The organism is Catenibacterium sp. UBA627 (assembly GCF_002299355.1).
GTDB lineage: Bacteria > Bacillota_I > Bacilli_A > Erysipelotrichales > Coprobacillaceae > Catenibacterium > Catenibacterium mitsuoka.
The window spans coordinates 1,847-3,621 of record NZ_DBPF01000018.1; the positions used below are offsets into that span (position 1 = coordinate 1,847).

General features: G+C 34.5%; 2 protein-coding genes. Both read left to right on the plus strand.

Annotated features, from left to right (window positions below):
* Positions 1-96 precede the first annotated feature (96 nt).
* Complete coding sequence (locus B2S90_RS01275; protein WP_055235033.1) at positions 97-342, plus strand: hypothetical protein; 246 nt, start codon at positions 97-99, stop codon at positions 340-342.
* A 177-nt stretch (positions 343-519) separates the two neighbouring features.
* The gene (locus tag B2S90_RS01280; RefSeq protein ID WP_286696429.1) at positions 520-1,737 is read left to right on the plus strand and encodes an ElyC/SanA/YdcF family protein; all 1,218 of its coding nucleotides are present in this window, start codon (positions 520-522) and stop codon (positions 1,735-1,737) included.
* Positions 1,738-1,775: the final 38 nt, after the last annotated feature.

Consider the following 1,775-nt stretch of genomic DNA (forward strand, 5'->3'; position numbering starts at 1 on the left):
GACAGTAAGAACCCCACGGGCTTTCCCGTGGGAGTAGTCAGCCTAGAATAGCACTCTTATTTGTGCTATTCTTTTAATTAAGGAGGAAAACATAACATGTTAACATATTTAATGTTTGCGGCTGTTATTGGCTTCGCGCTAGTGATGAGACAACGTAATAAACATAAAGATGACTATCGCTATATTGCCGCGCAATATCTTATGATGGGTGTCATCTGGGCACTTATTGCTTTATCTGATTATTTAGAACATGGTGTACGTATGCCATATTTTGGACTATATATCGCTATATTTGTATTTTCATTATTTATGGGAATCAAATCAATACTGGATCGTAAATAGAGTACTTCGGTACTCTTTTTATAAGTTATAATGTTAAAATGAAGATAATTATAGTGACCTAGAAACAGTTTATTTTATCTGTATTTATTGAGATTTATGCTTATTATAGGTATGATGAAAGTGAGAAGAGAATGTATATTAAAGGAGGAAATAAGGACAAAAAAGGAGGCATAACTTATGAAACGATATAAGAAATTGTTCGCATTATTCACTGCTTTCTCATTGATTTTCAGTGCATTTCTAGTGACACCAGTACACGCAGAAAATGATGCGGATGTCCTCATTTCACAGTTAATTGGTTATTATACAGATTATATGGAAGACTCAGTCACTGATATTGAACGTGTCTTAGTAGAACTAAAATCTGTAGATAAGAAAAAGGGAGAAGCTTGGGATTCAATCATGCATTATTGGCTAGAAGTCAATTCTCCTGATTTCACTCATGTAAATGAAGTACCTCAAGGCTTACCAAAAGATAATAGTATGTCAGTTGTTATTCTTGGATTTGCACTCAATGATGATGGTACGATGAAGGAAGAACTTGTAGGTAGACTTCAAACAGGTCTGGCAATTGCGAAAGAATATCCTGAATCATATGTCGTCGTTACAGGTGGTGGGACTGCAAAGAATAATCCAAATGTGACTGAAGGTGGATTGATGGGTGAATGGCTCTTAAAACAGGGCTTAGAACCATCTCGCTTGATTGTAGAAAATAGAGCACAGGATACAGTAGGAAATGCGAAAAATACTTATGAAGTATTAAAAACAAGGTATCCAGATGTTAAGAATGTTGTTCTTGTAACAAGTGATTACCATGTACCTCGTGGCTGTATCTTATACTACACTAAGTTTGTTTTAGAAGGACTAGAAAACAATAGTGCACCTCTATCTATTATCTCTAATGCAGGCTTTAAGACTGGATCACTCGGTTATGAATCAGTACAACTTCAAGCTATAGGTATCTGTCAGATGGCAGGTATTGATGTAAAGACTGTTCCTAGAAAACAGAAGCTTTCAGTACTCACAAAGCTTGAAATCAAGCAGAATAAAGAACATGTTAAAGGTGAAGAAGCAGATCTTACAATTACTGCTTATTATGACAATGGATTTAGTCGTGATGTTACAAAAGAAGCTGTATTAACAGGCTTTGATAAAAACAAAGAAGAAGATCAGACATTTACAATCACACATTCTGAAAATAATCATACAGTCACTGAAGACTTTAAGTTGATTGCGAAAAAAGCAGAAGTTGTACCAGATAAAAAACAAGATACAAAGAAAAATGAAAAAGATAAGACACCTGCTAAAACAGGAGATAATACACAGCTGGTTGTATTTGCAGCATTGTTCTTAGTATCTGGAATTTATCTCTTAATAAGAATGAAAAAGAGTTAACCCCATAACAGAATCTCAGTAATGAGATTCTGTTTTTT